This window comes from Streptomyces sp. DSM 118878, from assembly GCF_052936595.1.
Genome location: NZ_CP193622.1, coordinates 5,812,206 through 5,834,697 on the forward strand (window position 1 = coordinate 5,812,206; position 22,492 = coordinate 5,834,697).

The following is a 22,492-nucleotide window of genomic DNA, read 5'->3' on the forward strand; positions in this document are numbered from 1 at the left end:
GGCAGTAGGGCCCGGCCCCCGGGTGACGAGCACTCGGGGGCCGGGCCCAGCGGGTGGAACCGTCGGGGCCTAGGCCTCGAAGACCTCGTTCAGGAGCTGCTCCTGCTCCTGCTCGTGGCGCTTCTTCGAGCCGACCGCCGGGGACGAGCCGTGCGGCCGCGAGATGCGGCGCAGGCGCTCGCCGTGCGGGATGTCCGCGCCGACCGCCAGGTCCAGGTGGTCGATGAGGTTGAGGGCGATGAAGGGCCACGCGCCCTGGTTCGCCGGCTCCTCCTGCGCCCACAGGTACTTCTCGGCGTTCGGGTACTTCGCGATCTCCGCCTGGAGCTCGGCACCCGGCAGCGGGTACAGACGCTCGATGCGGATGATCGCGGTGGCCGTGTCGCCGCGCTTCTTCCGCTCGGCCTCAAGGTCGTAGTACAGCTTGCCGGCGCAGAAGACGACCTTGCGGACCGCCGACGCCTCGACCGTGTCGTCACCGATGACCGGCCGGAAGCCACCCGTGGTGAACTCCTCCGTCTTCGAGGCCGCCGCCTTCAGGCGCAGCATCGACTTCGGGGTGAAGACCACCAGCGGCTTGTGGTGCGGGTTGTGCACCTGCCACCGCAGGAGGTGGAAGTAGTTCGACGGGAGCGTCGGCATGGCGACCGTCATGTTGTTCTGCGCGCAGAGCTGGAGGAAGCGCTCGATGCGGGCGGACGAGTGGTCCGGGCCCTGGCCCTCATAGCCGTGCGGCAGCAGCAGCGTGACGCCGGAGTGCTGGTTCCACTTCTGCTCGGCGGCCGAGATGTACTCGTCCACCACCGTCTGCGCGCCGTTGACGAAGTCGCCGAACTGCGCCTCCCACATCACCAGCGCCTCGGGACGGGCCAGCGAGTAGCCGTACTCGAAGCCCATCACCGCGTACTCGGAGAGCAGCGAGTCGTAGACGTTGTAGCGCGCCTGGTCCTCGGAGAGGTACAGGAGCGGCGTGAAGTCCTCGCCCGTCTCGCGGTCGATGAGCACCGCGTGGCGCTGACCGAACGTGCCGCGGCGCGAGTCCTGGCCCGACAGGCGGACCGGGGTGCCCTCCAGGAGCAGCGAGCCGATGGCGAGGGTCTCGCCCATGCCCCAGTCGATCGTGCCGTCCTCGACCATCGCCGCCCTGCGCTGGAGCTGCGGCAGCAGGCGCGGGTGGACGGTGACCCGGTCGGGGATGTTGACCTGGGACTCGGCGATCCGCTTCACGATCTCCTGGGAGATCGCGGTGTCGATCTTGACCGGGAACTCGGCCTCGGGCGCCGGAACCTCGGACTCGGTCGGCTGCGCGGTGGCCTCGCGGACCTCCGTGAAGACCTTCTCCAGCTGGCCCTGGAAGTCCTGGAGCGCCTGCTCGGCCTCTTCCAGGGTGATGTCGCCGCGACCGATGAGGGACTCGGTGTAGAGCTTGCGCACCGAGCGCTTCTTGTCGATCAGGTCGTACATCAGCGGCTGTGTGAACGCCGGGTTGTCCGACTCGTTGTGACCGCGGCGGCGGTAGCAGATGAGGTCGATGACGACGTCCTTGTTGAACGCCTGGCGGAACTCGAAGGCCAGGCGGGCAACGCGGACGACGGCCTCGGGGTCGTCGCCGTTCACGTGGAAGATCGGCGCCTCGATCATGCGGGCCACGTCGGTGGCGTACATGGAGGAGCGCGACGACTCCGGGGCGGCGGTGAAGCCGACCTGGTTGTTGATGACGATGTGGACCGTGCCGCCGGTGCGGTAGCCCCGCAGCTGCGACATGTTCAGCGTCTCGGCGACCACACCCTGGCCCGCGAAGGCCGCGTCACCGTGCAGGGCGACGGGCAGGACCGTGAAGTCCGTGCCGCCCTTGTTGATGATGTCCTGCTTGGCGCGGGTGATGCCCTCGATGACCGGGTCGACCGTCTCCAGGTGGGACGGGTTCGCGGCGAGCGAGACCTTGATCTGCTCGCCGTCCAGGCCGGTGAAGGTGCCCTCGGCGCCCAGGTGGTACTTCACGTCGCCGGAGCCGTGCATGGACTTGGGGTCCATGTTGCCCTCGAACTCGCGGAAGATCTGGGCGTACGACTTGCCGACGATGTTGGCGAGGACGTTCAGGCGGCCGCGGTGGGCCATGCCGATGACGACCTCGTCCAGGCGCGACTCGGCGGCACTGTCGATGACGGCGTCGAGCAGCGGGATGACGGACTCGCCGCCCTCCAGGGAGAAGCGCTTCTGGCCGACGTACTTCGTCTGGAGGAAGGTCTCGAAGGCCTCGGCGGAGTTCAGTCGGCGCAGGATGCGCAGCTGCTCCTCGCGCTCCGGCTTCGTGGCGTGCTGGCGCTCGATGCGGTCCTGGAGCCACTTGCGCTGCTTGGGGTCCTGGATGTGCATGAACTCGACGCCGGTGGTGCGGCAGTACGAGTCGCGCAGCACGCCGAGGACGTCGCGCAGCTTCATCATCGACTTGCCGGCGAAGCCGCCGACCGCGAACTCCCGCTCCAGGTCCCACAGGGTGAGGCCGTGCTCGGTGATGTCCAGGTCGGGGTGCTTGCGCTGCTTGTACTCCAGCGGGTCCGTGTCGGCCATGACGTGGCCGCGGACGCGGTAGGAGTGGATCAGCTCGAAGACGCGGGCGGCCTTCGTGACGTCGTCGTCGTGCGAGGCGTCGATGTCCTTGAGCCAGCGGACCGGCTCGTAGGGGATGCGCAGCGCCTTGAAGATCTCGTCGTAGAACTCGTTCTCGCCGAGGAGGAGGTTCGCGACGATCCGCAGGAACTCGCCGGAGGCGGCGCCCTGGATGACCCGGTGGTCGTAGGTCGACGTGAGCGTCATGACCTTCGAGATGCCGAGCTTGTTCAGGGTGTCCTGGGAGGTGCCCTGGAACTCCGCGGGGTAGTCCATGGCGCCGACGCCCATGATGACCGACTGTCCGGGCATCAGGCGGGGGACCGAGTGGACGGTGCCGAGGCCGCCGGGGTTGGTCAGGGAAACCGTGACGCCGGTGAAGTCGTCCATGCCGAGCTTGCCGTCGCGGGCGCGGCGGACGATGTCCTCGTAGGCCTGCCAGAACTCGAAGAAGTTCAGCGTCTCGGCCTTCTTGATGCCCGCGACGACGAGCTGGCGGTCGCCGTTGGGCTTCACGAGGTCGATGGCGAGGCCGAAGTTGATGTGCTCCGGCTTGACCAGGGTGGGCTTGCCGTCCTTCTGCACGAAGGAGTAGTTCATCGACGGCATGGCCTTGATGGCCTGCACCATCGCGTACCCGATGAGGTGCGTGAAGGAGATCTTCCCGCCGCGGGCGCGCTTGAGGTGGTTGTTGATGACGATGCGGTTGTCGAAGAGCAGCTTCACCGGGACCGCGCGGACCGACGTCGCCGTCGGGACCTCGATCGAGGCGTTCATGTTCTTCGCGACGGCGGCGCTCGGGCCGCGCAGCGTCACGTACTCGGGTCCTGCCGGGGCTTCCTTCGCGGGCTCAGCCTTGGCGGCGGGCTTCGCGGCCGCCGGCTTGGCCGCGGGGGCCGGAGCGGCTGCCGCGGGCTTCGCCGCGGGGGCGGCGGCCGGCGCGGCCGGGGCCTGGGCCTCGGGCTTCGCGGCGGGAGCCTGGGCGGCCGGGGCGGGAGCACTGGTGGCCGCGGCCCCCGCGGCCGTGTCACCCGCCGGCTTCGCCGGGGCGGCGGCTACGGAAGCGCCCACCCCTGGCTTGTAGTCGGCAAAGAAGTCCCACCAGGCTCGGTCGACCGAATTCGGATCCTGGAGGTACTGCTGATAGATCTCGTCGACGAGCCATTCGTTGGGACCGAAGGCGGCGGCAGGGTCCTTGCCCTGCCCGTCTTGGTCGGTCGAGATGCTCGAGTTACTGGGGGACTCTGACGACACGGCGGTAACCGCCCTCTTCCGCTTCACAAGGTGATGGACAGCGGAAATAAAGGCTACGCCTCCATCGGCGCGAGGTGCAGGCCGGGCCCGTCATCCGTCGCGTAAGTCACACCGGAACGATGGTTTCGGCGCTGTGAATGGCGGGAAACAAGCGAAGTTCCGCAACGCGAGATGGCCGCGCGGGTACGCCCGAAGGCCGTCTACGCGCGGCGGCGGCTGCCGAGTACCCCCGAAGGGGCCCGACTCATCGCTTCCGCTTCGAACCCTACGTCAACTTCATCACTCGGACAGGCCCGGAAGAGTGACCTGGATGCGGCAGCCGCGAGGGGATTCGGCCACTCCGATCTGTCCGCCGTGCAGGTCCACCGCCCAGCGCGCGATGGCGAGGCCGAGACCCGTGCCGCCGTCGTTGCCCGCGTTCTGCGCGCTGGCACCCGCGTGGCTGCCGCGGTTGAAGCGCTCGAAGACGCGGTGCCGCTCCGCCTCGGGGATGCCGGGGCCCTCGTCGAGCACCTCCAGCTCCAGGGACTCGCGGAAGGGGCCGCGCCGGGCGCGGACCGTCACGCGGCCGTGCGGCGGGCTGTGCTTGACCGCGTTGTCGATGAGGTTCGCCACGACCTGGTGCAGCCGCTCCGCGTCCGCGTGGGCCGTCAGCTCGGGGGGTGAGACGTCCAGGTGCAGATGGACGTCCGTACGCGTGTGGCTGCCGGAGCCCGAGGCGATGCCCGCGCGCGCGGAGGCCACCATGTTGGCCTCCTTGAGCACGCCCGACAGGTACGGCCACACCTCGAAGCGGCGGGCCTTCAGCGGTACGACGCCGTTGTCGAGGCGGGAGAGGTCCAGCAGGGTCTCGACGAGCCGCCCCAGGCGCTCGGTCTGCTTCAGGGCGGTGCGCATCGTCTCGGGGTCGGCGGCGGAGACACCGTCGACGACGTTCTCCAGGACCGCGCGCAGGCCGGCGATGGGGGTGCGCAGCTCATGGCTGACGTTGGCCACGAGCTCCTTGCGCTGGGTGTCCTGGGCCTCCAGGTCGTCGGCCATGGCGTTGATCGTGGAGGCCACGTCGCCCAGCTCGTCGCGGCGGTCGGCGCCGCGCGCCCGGCGCGTGTAGTCGCCGTGGCTGACGGCGCGGGCCACCGCGTTCATCTCGTCGAGCGGGGCCGTGAGGCTGTGCGCGACGAACTGCGTGATGAGGAGCGTGGCGATCACCGAGAAGACGGTGATGAAGCGGAGCTCGGTCTCGGTCTTCATGGCCACGAGGAGCAGGCCCGTGGTGATGAACACCGAGACGACCACGAGGGCGCCGAGCTTGGTCTTGATGGAGAACGGCCGCATCTCGCCGAAGGGCCCGCTCATGGCGAGGCCGGCCTCATGGCGTGGGGGTCTCGAGGGCGTAGCCCACGCCGTGCACGGTACGGATGCGCTCGGCACCGATCTTGCGGCGCAGCGCCTTGATGTGGCTGTCGACCGTGCGGGTGCCGGACGCGTCGGCCCAGTCCCACACCTCGGCGAGGAGCTGCTCGCGGGAGAGGACCGCGCGCGGGGTGTTGGCCAGGCAGACCAGCAGGTCGAACTCCGTGGGCGTCAGGTGGACGTCCTCGCTGCGCACACGCACACGCCGCTGGGCGTGGTCGATCTCCAGCTCGCCTAGGCGCAGGATGCCGCTGCGCGGCGTGGTGGCGGCCAGCGCGGCCCGCTCGACCCTGCGCAGCAGGACGTGCACGCGGGCCGCGAGCTCCCGCATGGAGAACGGCTTGGTCATGTAGTCGTCCGCGCCGACACCGAGCCCGACCAGCATGTCCGTCTCGTCGTCGCGCGCCGTGAGCATGAGGACCGGGACGGGGCGCTGGGCCTGGACCCGGCGGCACACCTCCAGGCCGTCGAAGCCCGGCAGCATGATGTCCAGAATCAGCAGGTCGGGCTGCCATGCCTGGGCGGTGTCGACCGCCGACGGGCCGTCCACCGCCGTTTGCACGACGAAACCCTCGGCGCGTAGCCGGGCCGCGATGGCGTCGACGATCGTCGGGTCGTCCTCGACCACCAGCACCCGGCGCTGGGCGCCCGGCGTCGCCGCCGCCGCGCCGTTCTGGGAGGTGTGTGTCTGCTCCATCGCCCGCCCCTGACACTGATCGCTTGTGTTCGGTCAGCAGCGTACGGGGCGCGAAGGGGCCCCGGCTACGCAGCCCTGACGCCGAGGTGCACCACGTCGGGGACGCCTCGGGCAACGGGGATCTCTTGGGTGGTTACCTGCCGGAACCCGGCATTCCGTAGAGCGTCGTCGAAAGTGGACGAGGGTCTGGCGGACCACACGGCGAGCACTCCGCCCGGGTTCAGCCGGGCTTTGCAGGCGGCCAGACCCGTAGGCGAGTAAAGGGAGTTGTTGCTCTCCGTCACCGTCCAGTCCGGGCCGTTGTCGATGTCGAGACAGAGCGCGTCGTACGTCTCGGCGGGCCCGGAAGCGGGGTCCAGGGCCTCGGAGACGTATGTCACGAGGTCGGTGTGGAGGATTCGCGTACGCGAGTCCGCGAGCGCCGCACCGGAGAGTCCGGCCAGCGGTCCCTCCCGGTGCCAGTCGATGACGGCCGCCTCGCGCTCGACGACGGTGACGCGTCCCCAGCGGGGGTCCGCGGCGGCGTGGGCCAGGGAGAACCCCACGCCGAGCCCGCCGATCAGGACGCTGGGCTCCGCCCTGCCGTCGAGGGCGTCCCGCGCCGCGTCGACGAGCAGTCGCTCGGAGCGGCCGTCGGAGGTGTCCATCAGGAAACAGCCGTTGGCGATGATCTGCAGCAGCTCACCGTGGCGCCGCAGCACGACCTCGCCGTACGGGCCCTCGCGTCGGTCGATGACGACGGGGGCGGTGGTGTCGGTCCGCATGGCACTCAGCGTAGGGAATGCGCCGCACGCGGCGGGTGGCAACGCGGAACCCCGGAGCCGGAAGTCGGAGGTCGGACGCCGGCCCGCCGACAGGCGGCAACGCGGTGACGCAGAAGTCACCCTCCGGGTTGCTGTGAATTGCGTCACGCATTGCTTCGGACGTTGGACAACCGCGGAAAAAACAGCAAAGGGTGGGATGGAACGCCGGAAGGAGCCCCTCACCCGTGAACCAGAGCGTCGAGCCCCCGGACGTCGCCCGCGCGCGCAAGGGGCAGCAGCGGCCCACCCTGAACGCGATCCCCGGCCAGCGGGACCGCAGGCCCGCCGGCTCGTACGAGTATGAGCACGAGTACGAGCACGAGCACGAGCACGAGAAGGTAAGGGCACCGGCGGGGGCCCGGCTTCCGCTCCGGCTCGGAAAGCTGCTCCCGGGGCCGAGGGCCACGCCCTTCACCTTCGCGTACGCGCTCGTCCTCGCCGTCACGTCGCTCGTCACCCAGTACGCGGACCCGCGGCTCGTCTCCTCGCTGCTGCACGGTTCGAGCACCGACGTGGCCCACCTCGCGCACAGCCCCGCCCTCGTCCTGACCGCCAGCGCCCTGTGGATCGCGGGCGGGATCACCTCGCCGTACGCGATCGGCTTCCTGCTGGTCCTGACCGCCCTCGAACGCCGCATCGGCGGCCTCCGCACGGCCGGGGTCTTCCTGCTCGGCCACGTCGTCGCCACGCTCGCCACGGAGGTCCCTGTGGGCCTCTCGGTCCTCGCGGGGCACCTGCCCGACAGCTCGCTGCACCGCCTGGACTACGGGATCAGCTTCGGCGTGGCCGCCAGCGTCGGGGCGCTCGCGGGGCTGCTGCCGCCCTGGTCCGGATGGACCGTCCTGGCCGGCTTCGGCTGGGTCCTGGTGGACGACCTGATCGCGTTCGAGGACCCGATGACCAACTGGGGCCATCTGCTCGCCCTCGCCATCGGCGTCGCCACCTGGCCGCTGCTCCGGCGCGCCCGCCGGTCACGTCACGCCGCCACCGCCTCGACGACCGAGGGGAACGCCGCCGTCGGCAGCACCCGCGTCAGCCTCAGCTCCGCCGCCGCGAGCAGCGCGGCGAACTCCTCCCGCGTGCGCTCCTGACCGTCCACCACGGAGGCCATGGCCAGGTCCATCGCCTTGCCGGGGTGCGGGGCGTTGCCCTCGGAGAGGACGGACTCGACGATGACGAGGCGGGCGTCCGGGGCCATCGCCGCGCGGCAGTTGCGCAGGATCCGCAGGCAGCCGTCGTCGGGCCAGTCGTGCAGGACGTGCTTGAGGACGTAGAGGTCGCCGCCCTTCGGCACCTCCGTGAAGAAGTCGCCCGACTCGGCGCTCCACCGGCCCCGCACCGCTTCCTCGCCGCTCAGGACGTGCGTGCTGATCGCGGGCGTCTGGTCGAAGAGCACCCCCGAGAGGCCGGGGCGCCCGCGCAGGACCGCCAGGAGCAGCCCGCCGCGCCCGCCGCCGACGTCCACCACCCGGCCGTGCTCCGGGAAGGGGTACGTCCCCGCGACCACCGCGTCGACCCGGGCCGAGAGCGACGCCATCCCGGAGTCGAACAACTCCCGCAGCCCGGGCTCCTTCGCCAGGTACGCGAAGAACGGCTCGCCGAAGAGCCGCTCGAAGGACGGGCCCGCCTTGCGCACGGTCTCCTCAAGACCCGCCGAGGTCCGCTGGAACGTCGGGTCGGTCAGCATCAGGACCGCCGCGTGCTGTGAGTACGGCACGTCCGTGCGCAGGGCGTCGCCGGTCGGCGTCAGGTGGAAGGCGCCGGTCCCGTCCTCGCGGAAGACGCCGCGCGTGGCGAGGTAGCGCAGGACGCGCCGCAGGTGCCCGGCGTCCGTGCCGGTCAGCTCGGCCAGCTCGCGCGCGGTGCGCGGGCCCGCGGCCATGAGGTCGGCCACCCGGCAGCGCGCGGCCGTGCGCAGGGCCGCGGAGAAGAGATGGCCGAGCGCGTGCTCGACGAGCTGACCGGTGACGTCCTGCGCCTCGGGTGTGTCCACCGTGGGTCTCCTCCGTGCGGGTCGGACGTGCGGCCGGACGTGCGGGCCGGACGTGTGCGTGGGTCGGGGGACCACCGTCCTGGCAGGGCGCCGATTCGTACAGAGGCGGGCAGGAACCACTGACGGATTTCCGCCGATCGCTCAGAGCGAACATCACTTGGGGAACACCGCGGCGCTCACAAGCATTGAGCCGGTATAGCTCAACTTGAATGCCGAAGGGGAGATCATGGCTACTGAGTCCACCTCGTACACACCGCTCACTCTGCCCGTGCTGCCGCTCGACGACGAGGTGGTCCTGCCCGGCATGGTGGTCCCGTTCGACCTCTCCGACGCCGAGGTGCGCGCTGCCGTGGAGGCCGCGCAGGCCGCCGCCGGCTCCGAGGGCGACAGCAAGCCGAAGGTGCTGCTTGTTCCGCGCATCGACGGGACGTACGCCGCCACCGGCGTGCTCGGCACCGTCGAGCAGGTCGGGCGGCTCGCGGACGGCGACCCGGGCGCGCTGATCCGCGGCCGGAGCCGCGTGCGCATCGGCGCGGGCACGACCGGGCCCGGCGCGGCCCTCTGGGTCGAGGGCCTGAAGATCGACGACGCCGTGTCCGAACCCCTGCCCGGCGCCGTGACCGAGCTCGTCAAGGAGTACAAGGCGCTCGCCACGAGCTGGCTGAAGAAGCGCGGCGCCTGGCAGGTCGTCGACCGCGTCACGCAGATCGAGGACATCTCCACGCTCGCCGACAACTCCGGTTACTCCCCCTTCCTCACCGTCCAGCAGAAGATCGCGCTCCTGGAGACCGAGGACGCCTTCGACCGTCTCCGGCTCGCCACCGAGCAGCTCCGCGAGCACCTCGCCGAGCAGGACGTGGCCGAGTCCATCGCCAAGGACGTGCAGGAGGGAGTGGACAAGCAGCAGCGCGAGTTCCTGCTGCGGCGCCAGCTCGACGCCGTACGCAAGGAGCTGCGCGAGCTGGGCGGCGAGAAGGAGGGCGAGGAGTGCGACGACTACCGCGCCCGCGTCGAGGCCGCCGACCTGCCCGAGAAGGTCCGCGAGGCCGCCCTCAAGGAGGTCGACAAGCTGGAGCGGGCGAGCGACCAGTCGCCCGAGGGCTCCTGGATCAGGACGTGGCTCGACACCGTCCTCGAACTGCCGTGGAGCGAGCGCACCGAGGACGAGTACGACATCAAGGGCGCCCAGGAGATCCTCGACGCCGAGCACTCGGGGCTGCGGGACGTGAAGGAGCGCATCACCGAGTACCTCGCGGTGCGCAAGCGCCGTTCCGACCGCGGTCTCGGGGTCGTCGGGGGCCGCCGCGGCGGCGCCGTCCTCGCCCTGGTGGGCCCTCCCGGTGTCGGCAAGACGAGCCTCGGCGAGAGCGTCGCGCACGCCATGGGGCGCAAGTTCGTGCGGGTCGCGCTCGGCGGCGTACGCGACGAGGCGGAGATCCGCGGCCACCGCCGTACGTACGTGGGGGCGTTGCCCGGACGGATCGTGCGGGCCATCAAGGAGGCCGGGTCCATGAACCCGGTCGTGCTCCTCGACGAGATCGACAAGGTGGGCTCGGACTTCAGGGGCGACCCGGCGGCCGCCCTCCTCGAAGTCCTCGACCCGGCCCAGAACCACACCTTCCGGGACCACTACCTGGAGGTCGAGCTGGACCTGAGCGACGTCGTCTTCCTCGCCACGGCCAACGTCCTCGAAGCCATCCCGGAGGCGCTGCTCGACCGCATGGAGCTCGTCAGGCTGGACGGCTACACCGAGGACGAGAAGGTCGTCATCGCCCGCGACCACCTGCTCCCGCGCCAGCTGGAGCGGGCGGGCCTCGGCGCGGACGAGGTCACCCTCGACGAGAGCGCGCTGCGCAGGCTCGCCGGTGAGTACACGCGCGAGGCGGGCGTACGCAACCTCGAACGCTCGGTGGCGCGGCTGCTCCGCAAGGTCGCGGCCCAGCACGAACTGGGCGACCGGGAGCTGCCCTTCACCATCACGGACGCGGACCTGCGCGGCCTGATCGGGCGCCCGCACCACGTGCCCGAGTCCGCCCAGGACCCGGCCGAGCGCCGCACCGCGGTGCCGGGTGTGGCGACCGGGCTGGCCGTCACCGGCGCGGGCGGCGACGTCCTCTACGTGGAGGCCTCGCTCGCGGACCCGGAGACCGGCGCCTCGGGGCTCACGCTCACCGGTCAGCTCGGTGACGTCATGAAGGAGTCGGCGCAGATCGCGCTGAGCTTCCTGCGCTCGCACGGCGCCGAGCTGGAGCTGCCCGTGGGCGACCTGAAGGACCGGGGCGTGCACATCCACTTCCCGGCGGGCGCGGTCCCCAAGGACGGTCCGAGCGCGGGCGTCGCGCTGACGACCGCCCTCGCGTCGCTGCTCAGCGGGCGACTCGTCCGCACGGACGTGGCGATGACCGGCGAGATCTCACTGACCGGCCGGGTCCTGCCGATCGGCGGGGTCAAGCAGAAGCTGCTCGCCGCGCACCGCGCCGGGATCACCACGGTGATCATCCCGAAGCGGAACGAGGCGGACCTCGACGACGTGCCCGCCGAGGTCCTGGAGAAGCTCGACGTGCACGCCGTCACCGATGTGCGCCAGGCGCTGGAGGTGACGCTCGCGGACGCCGGGATCAAGGTCGCCGTAGCGGCCTGACGCCGTGACGAAGCGGTGGCCGGCCCCGGGTCCCGGGGCCGGCCACCGCCGTGTGCTCAGCCGTTGGCGAGCGCCTGGACCCGGTCGAGGGCGCCGTTGAACTTGTTGTGGTCGCCGACCGTCGGCCCCGACGAGGTGTACTGCCACATGGTGTGGAAGCCCCAGCCGGCCGGGAGTTCACCCGGGCTGGTGTTGTAGCGGGCGATCCACAGCGGGTTGCTCGCGCCGAAGCCGCTGTAGTTGCCGGTGCACTGCTTCCACCAGCTCGTCGCGGTGTAGATCACCGCGTCACGCCCGGTGCGCGCCTTGTACGTGGTCAGGAAGTCGCGGATCCAGCTCACCATCCCCGACTGCGACTTGCCGAAGCAGGCCGCACCGTACGGGTTCCACTCGATGTCCAGGGCGCCCGGCAGTGTCTTGCCGTCGCGCGACCAGCCCCCGCCGTTGCTCGCGAAGTAGTTGGCCTGGGTGGCGCCGCTGGAGGTGTCGGGCGTGGCGAAGTGATAGGCACCGCGGATCATGCCCACGTTGTACGAACCGGTGTACTGCTGGGTGAAGTAGGGGTTCTTGTACGAGGTGCTCTCGGTGGCCTTGACGTAGGCCCACTTCACCCCGCTGTTCCAGAGGGTCTGCCAGGCGACGTTGCCCTGGTGGCTGCTGACGTCGACGCCCTCGGTCTGGGTGGCGTCACCGCCCGAGGGGCGGCCGCCCTGGCCGTCGTGCTCGATGACGCCCTGGCCGAGGCGGGCGGAGCCGCGCGGCGGGACGTCGTCAGCCTGGGCCGGTGTGGGGAGCGTGAGGAGGAGGGAGAGCGCGGAGAGTGCTGCGAGGAGAACCCCCGCCGGCGACAAGCGCGAGCGGCGGGCCGATCCGGGTCTGTGCACGGGCATGTGCGTGCCTCCGATGGCCTCGGTGGTGCTCGGTGGGGACCTGTCGACATGCTCTGGCGACCGCCATGGTGTGAACATGTCACTTGAAAGCTACGCACGTAGACCGCCGCCGGGGAAGAGGGGCAAGCCGCTGCCGTTGGTCCACTCCTGTGGCGGTGGCGCCGGAGCGGCACCGTTCCGACCTTGCGAAATACTGGTCAGGCCGCTGTCGCCGCGACCGCGGCGGGGAAGCCTTCCGGCGGAAACTTTCAGAATCGGGAAAGCGGGACATGAGTGCTGCAGAAGAGGGCGTGCGGGGCGGGGACGGCGCAGCCGCCGAGCCGGGGGCGGACCGTGAGTTCCTCTCCCTGGAGCGGGAGTTGACGCTCCTGATGCGCCGGGCACGGGCCTCGTCCGGCGAGATGGCGCGCCAGGTCCACCCCGACCTGGAGCCCGCCGCGTACGGCCTGCTCGTCTGCCTGGACGACGGGGGGCCGCAGCGGGCCACCGAGCTGGCCGCGTACATCGGCGTCGGCAAGGCGACCATGAGCCGCCAGCTCCGGGCCCTGGAGGAACTCGGCCTGGTCTCCAGGGAGCCCGACCCGGCGGACGGCCGCGCCTGGCTGATCCGGCTCACCCGCGACGGCCGCACCCGCTTCCGCACGGTGCGCGCCGCCCGCCGCGCCCAGTACGTGCGCCGCCTCCAGGGCTGGGACCGCGCCGAGGTCGCCGAGCTGGCCAGACTGCTCGGCCAGCTCAACAGCAGCGCCGAGGGCTGAGAGCCCGTGTCATGACCGCGGACGGACCGCCGTGGGGTCAGAACTCCGCGTAGACGACCGCCGCGTCGTCGTGGCGCTTGCCGCGCGGGAAGGCGAGGCGGTCGGGGTCGGCGAGCTCCAGCTCCCTGACCCGGTCGACCAGGTGCTGCGGGCCCTCCTTGCGCACGAGCTCCAGGCAGTCGGCCCAGTCGCCCTCGCGGAACGTCTCCACCCAGCGCGACGCCCCGTCGGTCAGCGCCGCCACCGCGGTGACCTCCGTCCGCGGCACCTCACCGGTGACGGCGCGCAGGGCCGCCGAGGGGTCGGCCGCCGCGGTGTAGAAGCCGTCCTCGGCGTTGCGCAGGGCCTCGACCGCCGCCCCGTACGCGCGTCCCGCCACCTCGCGCTCGGCAGAGCCGCGCGGCAGGGCGCGCACCTGGTCGCGCAGCGCCCGCACCGCGGGCGGCAGTTCCGCGAGGCGGCGGTCCAGGACCGCGGTCACCCCGCCGTCGCGCCCCGCGAGCAGCAGCGCCGAGTCGGAGAGGACCAGATGTTCGACGCGCTCGGCGTCCCAGCGCACGAGCACCACCGTTGCCTGAGGGGTGCGTGGGTGAGAAAGGTCACAGGTTGAACCGTGCGCTTCGGCGGTACGCGTGATTGCCTCGGCCAGCACCTCAGGGAGCGTCATATCTCGCCGCGAAGCGGACAGTTCACCCAGTGCGCCGCCCAGCCGGGCGGTGAACCAGGGGACGGAATGCGGACAACCCACCGAACCCTCCGGCGGCGTCACGCCGTCCAGGAGAACGAGCGAACCACCCTGTCCGGACGCGGGAAGCGCGACCGACGCGTAGTCCTCGTTGGGGCGTGCGGGGTCTCCGGGCTCGGTGGCGAGTTCGATACGCATCCAGCCAGTCTGCATGAGACGTTCGCGCGGGCCCCTCAGAGGTGGAGGAGCCCACGGGTTTGTCCAGTACCAGCAGGTCACGCGCCGGAATTGGGCCGGAATGATCAACTCCGCCGAGGTGTGGCGGCGAATCCTGCCAAAGGCGCCCGGCAACGTCCAACCGGCGCTCCGAACGGCCCCGGTGGCGGCCCCGTGAGGACTTGCCCGCCAACTCCTCCCCGATGTTCACTCCTTCGGGTGGCCAGGCAGACGATGCGCGTCCGCCACCCAATGGCACTGGAATGGTCTGGAGCCGTACCTGGGGCGCGCTCGTGTTGACATACCGTCATCCGGGCCCAGGTCAGCCGAGAACAAGAATGCGAGCACCGGTGCAGAAGATGCGGCCTCGGCGCAAAGGCAAGCAGACGGCCCCGGAAGGGACCACGCCGGACGCGACCAACCCGACCGAGCAAGCGCCGGAGCGCACCGTCACGGACCCCGTGACGGAGACGGACGAGGTGACGCAGGCCCCGGCCGCCGAGCCCTCGCCCGCGTCCGAGCCCTCGTCCGCGTCGGCCCCCACACCCAGGACGCCCACCGGCGGCGCCCCCGCCGTCACCGGGCGGCCCACCGCCCGCGTGCGCAACCGGCTGATCGTCGCCGTGGCGGTCGTGGCCGCCGCGATCGCCGGGGCGGGCGCACCCGCCGTCATCGCCGCCTCCGACCGGCTGAACGACACACAGGGCCTGGTGACCCTCGCCGAGCAGACGCAGCAGGCGGTCTCCCTCGGCCACTCGCTCGCCGACGAGCGCGACGAGGTCACGTCCTTCATCGCCGCGGGCCGCCCGCAGGGCAGGGGTCTCTCCGAGAGCCGCAGCGCCCGCGTGGACCGGCAGATCGACGAGCTGCGGGAGGCCGACGCCCCCGCCGGGCTCCGCGGCGACCTCGCCGACATCGCCGCCGTCCGACGGTCCGCGCTCACCGGCAAGAGCAGCGCCCTCGACGCCCACGAGGCGTACACGAAGGTCATCACCGAACTGCACGGCCTCACCCGTGACCTGGCCGAGCGGCTGCCGCCCGAGGCCAACGAGGGGGCCTTCGCCCTCGTCGACCTCGACCACGCCGTCGAGCAGGCCGCCGCCGCCCGCGGCCTGCTCCTGGCCGCGTTCGCCGTGGAGCGGCCGGCCTCCACCACGCCCGGCGTCGACCCGGTCACGGGGCTGCCGAGCACCGTCACCGAGGAGTCGCCGGAGGCCGCGAAGCGCCGCGCCGGGCTCAGCGCCGCCGCCCAGCAGGCCCGTACCCGCGAACTGGCGGCGCTCGCCGACTTCTCGGACACCGCCGACGACTCCGCCCGCGCCACGTACGAGTCGACCGTCACGGGCTCCGACGCCGGCGCCGCCGAGAAGTACCTCAAGCGCCTCACCGACCAGCCGACGCTCTCCGACGCCGAGCTGGCCTACGACCCCAAGAAGCTCGACGCGGCCCTCTCCGCCCGCATCGAGCTGATGCGCGGCACCGAGTCCGCGCTCGGCGTCGAGCGCACCAAGCACCTCGCCCAGCTCCGCGACGACGACGTCACGGCCCTGGAGATCCGGATCGCGCTCATCGGCGTCTGCCTGCTCGCCGCCGTCGGCGTCTCCATGGCCATGGCCCGCTCGCTGACCCGGCCGCTCGCCGTCCTGCGCCTCGGCTCGGCCCGTCTCGCCACCGAGCCCGCGCCCCAGGAGCCGATTCGTTTCACCGGCCGCGACGACGAGTTCGCCCAGGTCGTACGCTCCGTCAACGCGCTGCACGGCCACGCCGCCGCGCTCACCGAGCGGCTGACCACGCTCGAAGCGGACCGCAAGCACCTCATCGGCAAGCGCCGGACCATGGCCGACGAGCGCGACGCCCTCCGTACCGAGCTGGCCGAGGCCTCCGCGCACCTGGACCGCGTACGCCAGTCCATCCACGGCACGTTCGTGAACCTGGCCCTGCGCACCCTGGGGCTGGTCGAGCGCCAGCTCGCCGTCATCGAGAACCTGGAGGACCGCGAGCAGGACCCGGACCGCCTCTCGACGCTCTTCAAGCTCGACCACCTCGCCACGGTCATGCGCCGCCACAGCGAGAACCTCCTGGTCCTCGCGGGCGCCGAGCACGGCCATCAGAACCCCGGCGCGGTCCCGCTGGTCGACGTGGTGCGGGCCGCCGTCTCCGAGATCGAGCGGTACGAACGCGTCCGCATCGCCACGCTGCCGCCGCACGCCCACATCGCGGGCTTCGCCGCGGACGACATCAGCCATCTCACCGCCGAGCTCCTGGAGAACGCGACCTCGTTCTCGCCGCCGGACGCCCCCGTCGAGGTCTCCGGCTGGCTCCTGGAGAACGGCGAGGTCATGCTCTCCGTGCAGGACGAGGGCATCGGCGTCGCCGAGGACCGCATGCGCGAGCTCAACGCCCGCCTCACCGACTTCGACCCGGACGACGCGTACGACCAGGAGAGCGGCGACGGCCTCGGCCTCGGCCTCTACGTCGTGGCGCGGCTCGCCGCGCGACACGGGGCCCGGGTGCGGCTGCGGGAGCAGAAGCAGGGCGGCACGGCGGCGGTCGTGGTGCTGCCCAAGTCGATCCTCGCGGCGGCGCCGGACCTGGCGGGGGCGCCCGGCGGGGTGGTCACCCCGGGCGCGGCCGGGGAGAGCGTCGTTCATCTGCCGGGCTCGGAGGCCGAGGCCAACTCCAACGTCATCCCGGGCCGGCTGACCGCCGTTTCGGAGGACGGCGGCGACCCGCTGATCGCGGCGGCCGAGCGGACCCTGGAGACGGCACTCCCGAAGCCCGAGCCGAAGCCGGAGCCGGAGCCGAAGCCGCAGGCCGCGGAGCCCGAGCCGGAGGCCGAAGAGCCCGAAGCCGCGCCCGAGCCCGAAGCCGTGCCCCTGCCCTCGTCCGAGACGACCATGGAGCTCGCACCGCCCCGCGCCCCGGAAGCGGACCCCCGGCCCGAGCCGGCACCGGAACCCAGGCCCGAGGCGGCCCCCAGGCCGCCCAAGTGGGAGCGCGTCACCGACAAGGGCCTGCCCAAGCGCACGCCGAAGATCACCGCGCCCTCGGCCCCCGTGCCGAGGCCGCGCGGCGGCTCCGTGGACGCCTCGGCGCTCCGCCGCCGCCTCGGCGGCTTCCACCAGGGCGCGGAGAGCGGCCGTCGGGACGTGGAGGCCGAGATCGCCGGGGAGGAGCCGGTCGAGACACCGACCACGTCAGAACCGGCGCAGCGCGACGAACCATCACAAAGTAACGAAAAGAACGTAAAAGCCGCAGACGTAATGGGGGACTCAGTCGAGGAGGCAAGCAGTTGACTGCACCCATGCGCACGCCCAGTTCTTCCGTCGCGCCCGCCACATCCGTCGCACCCGCCACATCCGCCGCACCCACCACGTCCGGCGGCACGACAGGACCCGGGCAGTACGGCCTGAGCCGTGAAGCCCGCAATCTGCACTGGCTGCTCACGAACCTCGTGGAGGAGGTGCCCGGGATTCTCTCCGTCGCGGTGGTCTCGTCCGACGGACTCCTGCTGCTCTCCTCCGACCCCGGGCAGAACGCCGAGCGCCCCTCGGCGGCCCCCAAGGGCCCCAAGGGCTCCAGCGCCGACCTCGCCACGATCGTGTCCGGACTCGGCTCCCTCACCGTGGGTGCCGCCAAGCTGATGGACGGCGGCCCGGTCAAGCAGACCGTGGTCGCGATGGAGGACGGCAGCCTCTTCGTCATGTCGGTCAGCGACGGTTCGCTGCTCGGCGTGCACGCCACCCCGGACTGCGACATGAGCGTCGTCGCGTACCACATGGCCCTCTTCGTCGGCCGCGCCGGACACGTCCTCACCCCCGAACTCCGCAGCGAGCTGCGCCAGTCGCTGGAGAACGCGCGATGAGCGGCGGGAGCGGCGGCCGTGCGACGCCGAAGCTGCCCCAGCGCGGCGGCGACAGAAAACCCGCCCGGGTGCGGCCCTACTCGCTGACCGGCGGACGGACCCGCTTCGGGCACGTCCTGCTCGTCGAGACCTTCGTGGCCAGCAGCGCGGCCATCGAGGCCCCCGACGAGCGCCTCGAACTGACCAAGGGCACATCCCGTGTCATGCCGGAGATACAGGCGATCGTCGAGATCTGCCGCCGCATGCGCACGGTCGCGGAGATCGCGGCCCTCCTCAAGATGCCGCTCGGCGTGGTCCGCGTACTTCTGAGCGACCTCGCCGACCAGGGAAAGATCCGGGTGTACGGAACGGGCCACGGCCCGGGCCGGCCCGACCGCGCACTGCTGGAAAGGGTGCTGAGTGGACTCCGCCGTCTCTGAACTCCTCGAGGACGAGGGTCAGCTACAGCCCTGGCAGACGGACACGTCACGCGCCCCGATCGCCACGAAGATCGTGGTGGCGGGCGGCTTCGGCGTCGGCAAGACGACGCTGGTGACCGCCGTCTCCGAGATCACGCCCCTCCAGACGGAGGCGCTGATGACGCAGGCGAGCGTCGGCACCGACGACCTGAGCGACACACCGGAGAAGACGACCACCACGGTGGCCATGGACTTCGGCCGCATCACGCTCAACGACGACCTGGTGCTCTACCTCTTCGGCACGCCCGGACAGCAGCGCTTCTGGTTCATGTGGGACGACCTGATGCGCGGTGCGATCGGCGCCGTGGTCCTCGCCGACACCCGCAGGCTGTCCGACTGCTTCCCGGCCCTCGACTACTTCGAGAGCTGTGGCCTGCCGTACATCGTGGCCGTGAACCACTTCGACGGCAGCCAGGAGTACGAGGTCGCCGATGTGCGCGAGGCGCTGACCGTGCCGCCGCACATACCCGTACTGATCATGGACGCGCGCCAGCGGGTCGCGGCGATCGAGGCGCTGCTCGCCCTCGTCGGCCACGCGCTGGACGTCGCTCCCGAGTGACGACGCCCCCCACAGCCTTTCCCCCAAGCCTTTCCCCCGCCTTTCCCCCCAGCCTTTTGTGAACGTACGTAGGAGTAGTGCCCTCATGCGGAAGATACTTGTCGTGGGAGCCGGTCAGTCCGGGCTCCAGATCGCCCTCGGGCTCCAGGCCCAGGGGTACGAGGTCACTCTGATGTCCAACCGGACGGCGGACGAGATCCGGTCCGGGCGGGTCATGTCGACCCAGTGCATGTTCCACACCGCGCTCCAGCACGAGCGGGACATCCAGGCGAACTTCTGGGAGTCGCAGGCCCCGCGGATCGAGGGCGTCGGCGTCTCCGTCGCCGGCCCCGATTCCGCTCGCGTCATCGACTGGGTCGGCAAGCTCGACGGGTACGCCCAGTCCGTCGACCAGCGCGTGAAGATGGCCGGCTGGATGGAGACCTTCGCGCAGCGCGGCGGCCAGCTCGTCATCCACGGCGCCGCGGTCTCCGACCTCGACTACTTCGCGCGCACCTACGACCTGGTGCTCGTCTCGGCGGGCAAGGGCGAGCTGGTCTCGATGTTCGAGCGTGACGCCGCCCGCTCCCCGTTCAGCGAGCCGCAGCGCGCCCTCGCCGTCGCCTACGTGCACGGTCTCGGCCCGCGCCCCGAGCACCCCGAGTTCGACGCGGTGCGCTGCAACCTCGTGCCCGGCGTCGGCGAGCTCTTCGTGATGCCGACCGTCACCCACACGGGCCGCGCCGACATCCTGTTCTGGGAGGGCGTACCCGGCGGCCCCCTGGACGTCTTCCAGGGCGTCAAGGACCCCTCGGAGCACCTGGCGCTGACGCTCGAACTCCTGGAGAAGTACGTGCCCTGGGAGTACGCGCGCGCCACGAAGGTCGAGCTGACCGACGCGGGCGGCACGCTCGCCGGGCGGTACACGCCGACGGTCCGCAAGCCGATCGGACGGCTGCCCGGCGGCGGTCTGGTCCTCGGCGTCGCGGACGTCGTCGTCGCCAACGACCCGATCACGGGACAGGGCTCCAACTCGGCGTCCAAGTGCGCCGCCTCGTACATCTCCTCCATCGTCGAGCACGGTGACAAGCCCTTCGACGAGGCGTGGATGCAGTCGGCGTTCGACCGCTACTGGGACACCGCCCAGTCGGTCACCAAGTGGACGAACGCGATGCTGGGCACCCCGCCCGAGCACGTCCTGAACATCCTCGGCGCGGGCTGTCAGCTCCAGCCGGTGGCCGACCGCTTCGCGAACGGCTTCAACGACCCGGCGGACTTCGAGGACTACTTCTACGACCCGGCGAAGGCCGCCGCCTACCTGGAGGCCGTGGCGGCCGGCGCCTGACGGTCGCGGTATCCCAGGTCGCTGCCCGACGCGGCGCCCTTGGGCAGCTTCGGCGGGGTGTAGCCGCGCATGGCCCGGCCCCCGGGGTCGGGCCGCACCGCGCCGAGCACGGGGTTGGCGGCGATGGGCGAGACCTTGATCCGGGCGCCGGGCCGGGGCGCCTGGACGACCTTGCCGTCGCCGAGGTAGATCGCGACATGCGTGGCCTTGGGGAAGTAGATGACGAGGTCACCGGGGCGCAGCTCGTTCAGCGGGATGCGGCGCAGCCGCTTCCACTGCTCCTGGCTGGTGCGGGGGATCTCGCGGCCCGCGCGCTGCCAGGCCCGTGAGGTCAGCCCCGAGCAGTCGTAGGCCTCGGGGCCCACGGCGCCCCACTTGTAGGGCCGCCCGATCTGCTTCACCGCGAACGTGAGGGCCTTGTGGCCCCGGACCGAGGGCGCCCGCTTGGCCGGGCTGCCGCCGAGCGCGCGGGTGGCGATGAACCGCTTCTGGTTGTTCTTCGCGCCCGCGTCCTCGGCCCTGCGCAGCGACGCGAGCTGGTCCCCGGTCAGCGAGGCGAGCAGCTCCTCGACCTCCTTCAGTTGCCGGACGACGGTGTTCCGCTGCTTGTTCCGCCGGGCGGCGAGCGCGGCCTGCTCGTCCACGGCCCGCTTCGCCGCCGCGGCCAGGGCGTCCGCCTTCTTCGCGCCGCTGGTCATGCGCTCCACGGCCGCGGCCCGGTCGGCGGCGGCCCGGCCGACCACATGGCCCTGGGCGAGGGCGTGCTGCGGGTCGCGGGCGAGGAGCAGGCGGAGGTAGGAGGAGACGTCGGTGGCCGAGGCGTTCTGGTACTGCTGACGGGCAAGGCGGCCCGCGTCGCCCCTGCTGTCCTTGAGCGACGCGCGCGCCTTCGCGAGCTTCGCGCGCAGATCGGCGGCGTGCGCGCGCTTCCTCTTCAGCTTCTCCGCGGTCGCGTTGTACTTCTCCGTGGCGTCCTCCGCCTTGCGGTAGAGACGCTGAAGGTCCATCAGGAGCGCGGGCACGGAACGGCCTTCGGGGTCCGGCGCCGGCGCCGGGAGCGCCTGGACCGGGGGAGCGGCCGTGAACAGGACACCGACCACGGCCCCCGTGCAGACCCAGCGCAGCAGCTTGCCTGACACCTCATCACCTCCGGTGCGCGGGCGGCCCTTCCGCCGCGCACCGCGAGCATCGGCCCGACTTCCGCGGTCCGCCTCCGGAGGGTGTCCGGTCGGCGCAATGAAGTCACCCGTCCAGTGGGTGACGGCGTGTCAGCTTGCGCCGGAGGGCTTGGTCCACGGCCACTTCAGGCCGCCGCCCTTGTCGCCGCTCTCGTCGTACTCGTACCGCCACCGCGCGGTCAGCGAGAGGCGCCGGCCGGTCTGTGCGGGCGCCCTGCGGTAGACCAGGACGGTCGGCGGGCCGCCCGCGTCGTCGGGGACGGGCACGCGGTACACCTTCGGCGGGTGCCCGGTCGGCCCGAGCAGCACCGGGAGCACCCGGCCGTCCAGGGGGCCGCCCACGAAGGGGGTCTCTTCGCTCTTCACGCCACCAGTGTCACACCACGGGCGGCGCGGGTACTCACAGCAGGTGGGCCGCGTCGGCGACCACGGGCAGGACCCGCCGGGCGAGGCCGCCCACGGGGCCCTCGGGCGTCTCCTTGGCGAGTGCCCACCGCACGACGTCGGCCGTCTGCGGGTCGCGTCCCGCCGTCGTGACGAGCACCGCCATGAACTGCTCGACCAGCATGTCCCGCAACTCGTCCAGCGGCGGCTGCTTCCCCCCGTCGAGCCAGATCAGCGAGGCCGCTTCCACCGCGGTGATCCACATGCGTACGGTCATCCGCAGCGAGGGGCCCGGCTCCGGCACGTCCAGGTGGGCCAGGATGTGATCGGCGGCGGCCCTGCGGACGCCGTCCACGATGGCGGTGGTCCGCGAGGTCTCCACCACGCTGCCGCCCTGGAGCAGCGCGCTGAACCCGGCGTCGTGCTGGTCCACGAAGGCGAGGTACCGGTCGAGCGCCCGCGAGAGCCGCTGGGTGAGCGGGCCCCGCGGGGGCTCGGCGAAGCACTGCTCCAGCTCGTCGGCCGCGGAGCGCAGCGCGGCCTCGTACAACTGCTGCTTGCCGCCGGGGAAGTAGCGGTAGACGAGCGGCCGGGAGACTCCGGCCTCCTCCGCGACGTCATCGAGATTGACGTCTTCGGGCGCGCGGTGCGCGAAGAGGGACAGCGCGGACTCCAGGAGCTGCCGCCGCCGCGCTTCGACGCTCAGGCGGCGGTACGCGGGGGTGGTGGCCGGCGAGGTCATGCCTCGCAGCGTAACCGGGCGG

18 protein-coding genes are annotated in these 22,492 nt (G+C 71.7%); 8 read left to right on the top strand and 10 right to left on the bottom strand.

Features of this window, described 5'->3' with window-relative positions; all coding sequences use genetic code 11:
- Nucleotides 1–69 precede the first annotated feature (69 nt).
- The 4 genes from ACRAKF_RS25995 to ACRAKF_RS26010 form a co-directional block, all read right to left on the bottom strand.
- A complete protein-coding gene (locus ACRAKF_RS25995; RefSeq protein ID WP_447039957.1) occupies nucleotides 70–3,864 on the bottom strand; it encodes a multifunctional oxoglutarate decarboxylase/oxoglutarate dehydrogenase thiamine pyrophosphate-binding subunit/dihydrolipoyllysine-residue succinyltransferase subunit in 3,795 nt (1,264 codons plus the stop codon).
- Between the two features lie 279 nt (nucleotides 3,865–4,143).
- Nucleotides 4,144–5,199 (bottom strand): HAMP domain-containing sensor histidine kinase, encoded by a 1,056-nt coding sequence (locus ACRAKF_RS26000; RefSeq protein WP_447042178.1) that lies wholly within the window; start codon nucleotides 5,197–5,199, stop codon nucleotides 4,144–4,146.
- A gap of 34 nt (nucleotides 5,200–5,233) precedes the next feature.
- Complete coding sequence (locus ACRAKF_RS26005) at nucleotides 5,234–5,974, bottom strand: response regulator transcription factor (RefSeq protein WP_447039958.1); 741 nt, start codon at nucleotides 5,972–5,974, stop codon at nucleotides 5,234–5,236.
- 65 nt (nucleotides 5,975–6,039) lie between these two features.
- The gene (locus ACRAKF_RS26010) at nucleotides 6,040–6,738 is read right to left on the bottom strand and encodes a spermidine synthase (RefSeq protein ID WP_447039960.1); all 699 of its coding nucleotides are present in this window, start codon (nucleotides 6,736–6,738) and stop codon (nucleotides 6,040–6,042) included.
- Nucleotides 6,739–6,962: 224 nt separating this feature from the next.
- Here ACRAKF_RS26010 and ACRAKF_RS26015 point away from each other — a divergent pair, with 224 nt between their 5' ends.
- Nucleotides 6,963–7,868, top strand: coding sequence for a rhomboid-like protein (locus ACRAKF_RS26015; protein ID WP_447039961.1), 906 nt, complete (start codon nucleotides 6,963–6,965; stop codon nucleotides 7,866–7,868).
- Here the strand turns inward: ACRAKF_RS26015 and ACRAKF_RS26020 are convergent.
- Nucleotides 7,754–8,770 (bottom strand): methyltransferase, encoded by a 1,017-nt coding sequence (locus ACRAKF_RS26020; RefSeq protein WP_447039962.1) that lies wholly within the window; start codon nucleotides 8,768–8,770, stop codon nucleotides 7,754–7,756. The two genes, ACRAKF_RS26015 and ACRAKF_RS26020, sit on opposite strands and share 115 nt — an antisense overlap.
- A 226-nt stretch (nucleotides 8,771–8,996) precedes the next feature.
- On the opposite strand from ACRAKF_RS26020, the gene lon reads away from it, so the two are divergent.
- Nucleotides 8,997–11,411, top strand: coding sequence for an endopeptidase La (gene lon / locus ACRAKF_RS26025; protein WP_447039963.1), 2,415 nt, complete (start codon nucleotides 8,997–8,999; stop codon nucleotides 11,409–11,411).
- Nucleotides 11,412–11,467: 56 nt separating this feature from the next.
- Here lon and ACRAKF_RS26030 read toward each other — a convergent pair whose 3' ends face one another.
- Nucleotides 11,468–12,301 carry a lysozyme gene (locus tag ACRAKF_RS26030; protein WP_447039964.1) on the bottom strand — a complete coding sequence of 278 codons (834 nt, stop codon included), beginning with the start codon at nucleotides 12,299–12,301 and terminating at the stop codon, nucleotides 11,468–11,470.
- A gap of 269 nt (nucleotides 12,302–12,570) precedes the next feature.
- Here ACRAKF_RS26030 and ACRAKF_RS26035 point away from each other — a divergent pair, with 269 nt between their 5' ends.
- The gene (locus ACRAKF_RS26035; protein WP_447039966.1) at nucleotides 12,571–13,059 is read left to right on the top strand and encodes a MarR family winged helix-turn-helix transcriptional regulator; all 489 of its coding nucleotides are present in this window, start codon (nucleotides 12,571–12,573) and stop codon (nucleotides 13,057–13,059) included.
- A 37-nt stretch (nucleotides 13,060–13,096) separates the two neighbouring features.
- Here the strand turns inward: ACRAKF_RS26035 and ACRAKF_RS26040 are convergent, their stop codons facing one another.
- Entirely contained in the window at nucleotides 13,097–13,942 is an 846-nt protein-coding gene (locus tag ACRAKF_RS26040) for a protein phosphatase 2C domain-containing protein (protein WP_447039967.1), read from the bottom strand.
- Nucleotides 13,943–14,319: 377 nt separating this feature from the next.
- On the opposite strand from ACRAKF_RS26040, the gene ACRAKF_RS26045 reads away from it, so the two are divergent.
- From ACRAKF_RS26045 to ACRAKF_RS26065, 5 genes are all read left to right on the top strand, one after another.
- Nucleotides 14,320–17,256, top strand: a complete 2,937-nt coding sequence (locus ACRAKF_RS26045) for a sensor histidine kinase (RefSeq protein ID WP_447042179.1) — start codon at nucleotides 14,320–14,322, stop codon at nucleotides 17,254–17,256.
- A complete protein-coding gene (locus ACRAKF_RS26050; RefSeq protein ID WP_447039968.1) occupies nucleotides 17,253–17,825 on the top strand; it encodes a roadblock/LC7 domain-containing protein in 573 nt (190 codons plus the stop codon). The genes ACRAKF_RS26045 and ACRAKF_RS26050 overlap by 4 nt, the downstream gene beginning before the upstream one ends.
- A complete protein-coding gene (locus ACRAKF_RS26055) occupies nucleotides 17,822–18,244 on the top strand; it encodes a DUF742 domain-containing protein (RefSeq protein ID WP_447039969.1) in 423 nt (140 codons plus the stop codon). The genes ACRAKF_RS26050 and ACRAKF_RS26055 overlap by 4 nt, the downstream gene beginning before the upstream one ends.
- A complete protein-coding gene (locus ACRAKF_RS26060) occupies nucleotides 18,225–18,842 on the top strand; it encodes a GTP-binding protein (protein WP_447039970.1) in 618 nt (205 codons plus the stop codon). The genes ACRAKF_RS26055 and ACRAKF_RS26060 overlap by 20 nt, the downstream gene beginning before the upstream one ends.
- 85 nt (nucleotides 18,843–18,927) lie before the next feature.
- Nucleotides 18,928–20,166, top strand: a complete 1,239-nt coding sequence (locus ACRAKF_RS26065; protein WP_447039971.1) for a styrene monooxygenase/indole monooxygenase family protein — start codon at nucleotides 18,928–18,930, stop codon at nucleotides 20,164–20,166.
- Here the strand turns inward: ACRAKF_RS26065 and ACRAKF_RS26070 are convergent.
- From ACRAKF_RS26070 to ACRAKF_RS26080, 3 genes are all read right to left on the bottom strand, one after another.
- The gene (locus ACRAKF_RS26070) at nucleotides 20,136–21,305 is read right to left on the bottom strand and encodes an NlpC/P60 family protein (protein ID WP_447039972.1); all 1,170 of its coding nucleotides are present in this window, start codon (nucleotides 21,303–21,305) and stop codon (nucleotides 20,136–20,138) included. The genes ACRAKF_RS26065 and ACRAKF_RS26070 overlap by 31 nt on opposite strands.
- Nucleotides 21,306–21,434: 129 nt before the next feature.
- Nucleotides 21,435–21,710 carry a hypothetical protein gene (locus ACRAKF_RS26075; protein ID WP_447039973.1) on the bottom strand — a complete coding sequence of 92 codons (276 nt, stop codon included), beginning with the start codon at nucleotides 21,708–21,710 and terminating at the stop codon, nucleotides 21,435–21,437.
- Nucleotides 21,711–21,744: 34 nt separating this feature from the next.
- Nucleotides 21,745–22,470 (bottom strand): TetR/AcrR family transcriptional regulator, encoded by a 726-nt coding sequence (locus ACRAKF_RS26080; protein ID WP_447039974.1) that lies wholly within the window; start codon nucleotides 22,468–22,470, stop codon nucleotides 21,745–21,747.
- Nucleotides 22,471–22,492: the final 22 nt, after the last annotated feature.

Coding starts and splice junctions, on each gene's coding strand:
- ACRAKF_RS26065 (WP_447039971.1), top strand. CDS start 18,928: ATGCGGAAGATACTTGTCGTGGGAGCCGGTCAGTCCGGGCTCCAGATC.
- lon (WP_447039963.1), top strand. CDS start 8,997: ATGGCTACTGAGTCCACCTCGTACACACCGCTCACTCTGCCCGTGCTG.
- ACRAKF_RS26030 (WP_447039964.1), bottom strand. CDS start 12,301: ATGCCCGTGCACAGACCCGGATCGGCCCGCCGCTCGCGCTTGTCGCCG.
- ACRAKF_RS26000 (WP_447042178.1), bottom strand. CDS start 5,199: ATGCGGCCGTTCTCCATCAAGACCAAGCTCGGCGCCCTCGTGGTCGTC.
- ACRAKF_RS26080 (WP_447039974.1), bottom strand. CDS start 22,470: ATGACCTCGCCGGCCACCACCCCCGCGTACCGCCGCCTGAGCGTCGAA.
- ACRAKF_RS26055 (WP_447039969.1), top strand. CDS start 17,822: ATGAGCGGCGGGAGCGGCGGCCGTGCGACGCCGAAGCTGCCCCAGCGC.
- ACRAKF_RS26040 (WP_447039967.1), bottom strand. CDS start 13,942: ATGCGTATCGAACTCGCCACCGAGCCCGGAGACCCCGCACGCCCCAAC.
- ACRAKF_RS26045 (WP_447042179.1), top strand. CDS start 14,320: ATGCGGCCTCGGCGCAAAGGCAAGCAGACGGCCCCGGAAGGGACCACG.
- ACRAKF_RS26035 (WP_447039966.1), top strand. CDS start 12,571: ATGAGTGCTGCAGAAGAGGGCGTGCGGGGCGGGGACGGCGCAGCCGCC.
- ACRAKF_RS26010 (WP_447039960.1), bottom strand. CDS start 6,738: ATGCGGACCGACACCACCGCCCCCGTCGTCATCGACCGACGCGAGGGC.
- ACRAKF_RS26005 (WP_447039958.1), bottom strand. CDS start 5,974: ATGGAGCAGACACACACCTCCCAGAACGGCGCGGCGGCGGCGACGCCG.